Raw genomic sequence first — 6,067 nt, forward strand, 5'->3', positions numbered from 1 at the left:
CGCGCGCGGACCATGCGGGACATGCTCGACCCGGTCGGGGCCGAGGAACGTTACGGTCGACGGTTCGAGAACCGCGGATTCCGGATGTGGATCGACGCAGATGGGCAGGAACGCGGCACGATCGCCTTCGACGATGAGATGGGCGCATTCGTGCGGTCCGTGCTAGCCGCGGGGCTGCGCCCCCGCCGCGGCGGACCGCGCTTCATGACCGACGAAGAGCGTGCGGCCGCGGAGAGCCTCATCGACGACCCGCGCACGAACGACCAGCTCGCCTATGACCTGCTGATGGACATGACTCGCGCCGGCGCGCTCGCGGAGGCGAAGCGTGTGTTCGGATCCCGGCAGCCGGGTGTGCGGATGGTCGTCGTCAAGGACGCCGGACCCCGCGATGCCTTCGGTCGACTGGTCGCGGTCGGGCACGACGTGGACGGCGGATGCGCGCTGCCGGGTTCGGTGATCGACCGCAACGCGTGCGCGAACGGGGCCATCGAGGTCATCGTCGATCCCGAAGGCAACCCGTTCGACCTCGGGCGTGAAGCCCGCATGTACTCAGCCGCGCAGCGACTCGCGCTCGCGGTCCGCGACGGCGGCTGTGTCTGGCCCGGCTGCGACCGACCACCGTCGTACTGCGAAGCCCATCATTGCGACCACTTCGCTGAGGGCGGAGAGACGAACGTCGATCGGGGCGTGCTGCTCTGCAGGTTCCACCATATGAAGTTGCACAACACCGGGTGGCGCATCACCAGAGACGGGAAGGGGACATTCGTGCTCCGCCCGCCGGCCGGCGAGGGCGGCCCGATCGTGCTCGTCTCCAAGTCGGCGTGGAGCTGGGCGTGGGATCCACCCCGACCACCCGACCGCGCCGAGTGGCGGCAACCGCCGGATCTTCCGCCGAGACCCGGAAGCCCGGGCGCGTGGACCCACGAAAGGTCACACCCCGTGGGGCCTGCCAGGGGCGGCGGACTGAGAACCGGCACCTGAGTCGGCATCCGAGCCGGCAGCGTCCGTGCTCACGGCGTCCGGCTCAGTCGAGCTGCGGTGCGAGTTCCTTGATCCACTGGGCCAGTTCGGGGCCGAGGTCCTCGCGGTCGAGGGCGAGCCGGATGCTCGACTTCAGGTAGTCGAGGCGATCGCCGGTGTCATAGCGGCGACCTGCGAACACGACACCGAGCACCGGTCCGGCGACCTGCTCGTCGTCGGCGAGCACCTCGAGGGCATCCGTCAGCTGGATCTCGCCACCCTTGCCGGGATCGGTGCGCTCGAGCACGTCGAAGATCTCAGGCTTGAGCACGTAGCGACCGATGATCGCCAGGTTGCTCGGTGCCTCGTCGGCCGACGGCTTCTCGACCAGAGCCTTGATCTTCACGATGTCGGCCTCGTCGGTGGGCTCGACGTCGGCGCACCCGTACAGGTGGATCTGGCTCGGATCCACCTCCATGAGCGCGACGACCGTCGCCGACCGGCCCTGCGAGACCTCGATCATGCGGGAGAGCAGCGGGTCGCGGGCGTCGATGAGGTCATCGCCGAGGAGAACGGCGAAGGTCTCGTTGCCGACGTGCTTGCGGGCGCGCAGCACCGCGTGACCGAGACCGCGCGGGTCGCCCTGGCGGACGAAATGGACGTCCGCGAGCGAACTGGAATGCATGACCCGCTCGAGCTTCGTCATGTCGCCCTTGCGGTGAAGCGTGTCCTCGAGCTCGGTCACGCGGTCGAAGTGGTTGGCGAGCGCGTTCTTGTTGCGTCCGATGATGACGAGCACATCGTCGATGCCCGCGGCCACCGCCTCTTCGACGACGTACTGAATGGCGGGCTTGTCGACGACGGGGAGCATCTCCTTCGGCATCGCCTTGGTGGCAGGGAGGAAGCGCGTGCCCAAGCCTGCGGCGGGGATCACTGCTTTGATCGACGGTGCATTCATGAGAAGAAGGTTAGAGACGTCGTGTGAACGAGGTGTGACAGATGTCGCACGATATGCCGCGTGAACGAGCCGGCGCGTGAGGCGCACGGCGTGGCGCTCCCGACATGACGACGTCTGCGGGTAATGCGCCGGTTTGGCCGAGGCATCCGTGTCGCGTACTATTGATCTTTGGTGTGCGGCTCAGCTGACCCGGCACCACGAACGTGAGCCCTCCACTGGCGTGTTCCGCCTCCGATCCGGAGCAGAACCACCCCGGAGTGGGATTCACGAACTCCTCCGTTCGAATCAAGAAAGCAGCACTACTGTGACGCGCACTTACACCCCCAAGGCTGGCGAGATCCAGCGCGAGTGGCTGGTCATCGACGCGACTGACGTCGTCCTCGGCCGTCTCGCCTCGCACGCCGCCACCCTCCTCCGTGGCAAGCACAAGCCGACGTTCGCACCGCACGTCGACCAGGGCGACTTCGTCATCATCATCAACGCCGAGAAGGTCGCGCTGACGGGCCAGAAGCTCGAGCAGAAGAAGGCGTACCGTCACTCGGGCTACCCGGGCGGCCTGAAGTCGGTCACCTACTCGGAGCTCCTCGAGAAGAACCCGGTCCGCGCCGTGGAGAAGGCCGTCCGCGGCATGCTCCCGAAGAACTCGCTCGGCCGCGACCAGCTGTCGAAGCTCAAGGTGTACCGCGGTGCCGAGCACCCGCACGCCGCGCAGAAGCCCACCGCGTACGTTTTCGACCAGGTCGCCCAGTAAGCGCCGTAGAGACAAGGACACACTGATGGCGAACATCGAAGAAACCCCCACGAGCTACTCCACCGAGTCCCAGGTCGACGAGACCGTCGTCGCCGCCGAGCGCCCCGTGCTCTCGGTGTCGGGTGCGGCCGTCGGTCGCCGCAAGCAGGCCATCGCCCGCGTGCGCGTCATCCCCGGCTCGGGCACCATCACCGTCAACGGCCGTGCGTTCGAGGACTACTTCCCGAACAAGCTGCACCAGCAGCTGATCACCGACCCGTTCACGGTGCTCAACCTCACCGACGCGTACGACGTCATCGTGCGCATCTCGGGCGGTGGCCCCTCGGGCCAGGCCGGCGCGCTGCGCCTCGGCATCGCTCGTGCGCTCAACGAGATCGACACCGAGAACAACCGCCCGACCCTCAAGAAGGCCGGCTTCCTCTCGCGTGACGCCCGCGTCATCGAGCGCAAGAAGGCCGGTCTCAAGAAGGCCCGCAAGGCGCCTCAGTACTCGAAGCGCTGATCGGCTTCATCTCCGTATGCCGATCTTTGGCACGGACGGGGTGAGGGGGCTGGCCAACGGCCCCCTCACCGCCGATCTCGCACTGTCCCTGGCCCAGGCGACCGCCGTCGTCCTGGGCCAGGGCCGTACTGCCGAGGCGCGTCGCGCCGCCGGCAAGCGCCTCAGCGCCGTCGTCGCGCGCGATCCGCGCGTCTCGGGCGAGTTCCTCTCGGCCGCGGTCGAGGCGGGTCTCGCCTCGTCGGGCGTCGACGTCTTCGACGCCGGCGTGCTGCCCACCCCGGCAGCCGCGTTCCTGATCGCCGACATGGATGCCGACTTCGGCGTCATGGTCTCGGCATCCCACAATCCCGCCCCCGACAACGGCATCAAGATCTTCGCGCGAGGTGGCGTGAAGCTTCCCGACGTCGTCGAGGAGCGCATCGAGAACGCGATGTCCGGGCCCAAGCTGCTGCCCACCGGCGGCGCCATCGGACGCATCCGCCGGTTCGCCGACGCCGAAGACCGGTACGTCGTGCACCTGCTCGGCTCGCTGCCCCACCGCCTGGACGGCCTGCACGTCGTGCTCGACTGCGCGCACGGTGCGGCATCCGGAGTCTCTCCCGAGACCTTCAAGGATGCCGGCGCCCGCGTCACCGTCATCGGCGCCGACCCCGACGGCATCAACATCAATGACGGCGTCGGCTCGACGCACCTCGACGTGCTGTCGCAGGCGGTGCTCGAGCACGGTGCCGACGTCGGCATCGCGCACGACGGCGACGCCGACCGCTGCCTCGCGGTCGATGCGACCGGCAAGATCGTCGACGGCGACCAGATCATGGCGATCCTCGCGGTGTCGATGAAGAGCCGCGGCCGCCTGAAGGACGACACCCTCGTCGCCACCGTGATGAGCAACCTCGGCCTGCACCGTGCGATGTCGGCTCACGGCATCCGCGTCGAGACGACGGCGGTCGGCGACCGCTACGTGCTCGAGCGCATGAACGAGGGCGGCTTCTCGCTCGGCGGCGAGCAGTCCGGCCACGTCATCATGAGCGACTACGCCACGACGGGCGACGGCGTCCTCACCGGTCTGCATCTCGTCGCCGAGATGGCACGCACCGGCAAGACCCTCGCCGAGCTCGCCTCGATCATGACCGTGTACCCCCAGGTGCTCGTGAACGTGCGCGGTGTGGATCGTACGCGTGCGGGCTCCGACGACGTGGTTCAGGATGCCGTGGCCCGCGCCTCGGCCGAGCTCGGCCTCTCCGGACGCGTGCTGCTGCGACCCTCGGGCACCGAGGAGATGGTGCGAGTGATGGTCGAGGCGGGGTCGGAGGACGACGCCCGCCGGCACGCCGACGCGCTCGCCGATGTCGTGCGGGAGCGCCTCGCGCTGTAGGCGGTTCGGTGCGCGCCGCAGACGCGGCGCCGGCGGTGGACGGTCGACCCACAGGGTGACCGTCCCGATCCGGTGACCCCACTGACCAGGGGAAAACCCCCATGCTGCACGTGCCTTCCCGGACGTACACTGGCGTCCTCTCAGCGATGAGGACGGAGCTGAGCATGGGACTTCGGGGGAAGACCGGCGCACCGCACGGCGGTCCGTCGCGGCCATACGACGAGCACGACGACCTCGAGGAGGAGCGCGCGCGCGAAGCGGCGCTCGCCGGACTGTTCGGCCCGCTCCGCGTGGGGGAACGGGAACAGCCCATTGCCGTCGCTGCCGCCAGCGCCCGCGTGATGGCGCATCACGGTGCCGCTGCGGCGTCGGTCCCGGCGACCGCGCCGACCGTGGCCGCGCTGATGTCCGTTCCGCCGGCCCGTGTCCCCGTTCCGGCGCCGGCGCCCGCTCCGGCTGCGGCTCGGGCTGTGGCTCCGGCTGCGGCTCCGACCGTCGCGGCGTCGTCAGAGGCGCAGATAGTCCGCCCGGCGAAGCCGGCCGCGGCCGTCGCGGCGGCGTCCGAGACGCCCATCGCTGGCCCGGCGAAGCCGGCTCCTGCTCCGGTCCCCGCCGTCGTGATGTCGCCTGACGCGCAGATAGTCCGCCCGGCGAAGCCGGCTCCACCACTTCCGCCCACCATTGTCGCTGCGACCCCGCCGGGGATCGCCGCGGCCATCGCCGTACCCGCCGAAATCGGCGGCGATTCCCTCGCCACTGGGGGACCCGCGGCGAGCGCGCCCGGATCAGGGGACAGTCCGCGCGCGCTCGCCGCGATGGGTCCAGGGGGCCCCGCGCCCGCCCCGGTCGATGATCAGGTCGTGCCTCCGCGCGCGGCGCCGCTCGGGGCCGCGCCTGTCGTCGAGGCGCAGCGCACGGCACCACCGAACACGGCCGCGACCGCGCCGGGTACCAGACGCCCCGGGCGCCGGAGTGCGGCGGCACGCTGGGGGCTGGTGGCGGCATCCGTCATCGTCGTCGGAGCTCTCGCGACCGCCGGAACCGTCACGGTGCAATCCGCGATGGCCCGAGACCGGCTCGCGGCCGCTGTCGCTCAGCTCGACGAGGCCGAGGCGGGCGTCGTCGCGGCCCAGGCCGACCTCGACGCCGCGATCGTCGAGGACGCCACGCTCGGCGCTGCCGGCGACGCCGGTGTCGCCGCCACCGAACCCGTCCTCGCCCAGCTCGGAGGGATCAGCGACGACGCGGCGCTGCAGGCAGCACAGGTGGCGTTCGACGACCTGAACGCGGATGCCGGCGCCTCGCCCGTCGCCGGCCCGGATACAAGTGTGCGGACGGGGGCCGACACGACGGATGTCGAGGCCGTCACCGCTGCCACGGACGACGCCGATGACTTCCGCGCCGACCTCGTCGCCGCGGCATCCGATGTCCGCGCGGAATCCGCGGCGCTGCAGGGCCGGATCGACGCGCTGCACGCGGCGCTCCTCGCGCTCGGCGCGACGCTGCCGACCTCGGCGGATC

General features: G+C 70.2%; 5 protein-coding genes and 1 pseudogene. 5 read left to right on the forward strand and 1 reads right to left on the reverse strand.

The window, feature by feature from the left end:
* A partial coding sequence (locus ACI3KX_RS21635) for a DUF222 domain-containing protein (protein WP_404911041.1) occupies positions 1-981 on the forward strand: 981 nt, incomplete at its 5' end.
* A gap of 43 nt (positions 982-1,024) precedes the next feature.
* Here the strand turns inward: ACI3KX_RS21635 and galU are convergent.
* The gene (galU, locus tag ACI3KX_RS21640; protein WP_363356999.1) at positions 1,025-1,918 is read right to left on the reverse strand and encodes a UTP--glucose-1-phosphate uridylyltransferase GalU; all 894 of its coding nucleotides are present in this window, start codon (positions 1,916-1,918) and stop codon (positions 1,025-1,027) included.
* Between the two features lie 304 nt (positions 1,919-2,222).
* Here galU and rplM point away from each other — a divergent pair, with 304 nt between their 5' ends.
* The 4 genes and pseudogenes from rplM to ACI3KX_RS21660 form a co-directional block, all read left to right on the forward strand.
* Positions 2,223-2,669 (forward strand): 50S ribosomal protein L13, encoded by a 447-nt coding sequence (rplM, locus tag ACI3KX_RS21645; protein ID WP_308867931.1) that lies wholly within the window; start codon positions 2,223-2,225, stop codon positions 2,667-2,669.
* Between the two features lie 25 nt (positions 2,670-2,694).
* Positions 2,695-3,171, forward strand: coding sequence for a 30S ribosomal protein S9 (gene rpsI / locus ACI3KX_RS21650; protein ID WP_349426437.1), 477 nt, complete (start codon positions 2,695-2,697; stop codon positions 3,169-3,171).
* A gap of 16 nt (positions 3,172-3,187) precedes the next feature.
* On the forward strand, positions 3,188-4,546 hold the full coding sequence (gene glmM, locus ACI3KX_RS21655) for a phosphoglucosamine mutase (RefSeq protein WP_404911042.1): 1,359 nt from the start codon (positions 3,188-3,190) through the stop codon (positions 4,544-4,546).
* 164 nt (positions 4,547-4,710) lie between these two features.
* Positions 4,711-6,067 (forward strand): annotated as a pseudogene (locus tag ACI3KX_RS21660) (hypothetical protein); the annotation flags it as partial.

This window comes from Microbacterium sp. ZW CA_36 (assembly GCF_044987475.1).
GTDB lineage: Bacteria > Actinomycetota > Actinomycetes > Actinomycetales > Microbacteriaceae > Microbacterium.

Bases quoted from the DNA above. Each gene is read 5' to 3' on its own strand.
- galU (WP_363356999.1), bottom strand. From the start codon at position 1,918: ATGAATGCACCGTCGATCAAAGCAGTGATCCCCGCCGCAGGCTTGGGC.
- rpsI (WP_349426437.1), top strand. From the start codon at position 2,695: ATGGCGAACATCGAAGAAACCCCCACGAGCTACTCCACCGAGTCCCAG.
- glmM (WP_404911042.1), top strand. From the start codon at position 3,188: ATGCCGATCTTTGGCACGGACGGGGTGAGGGGGCTGGCCAACGGCCCC.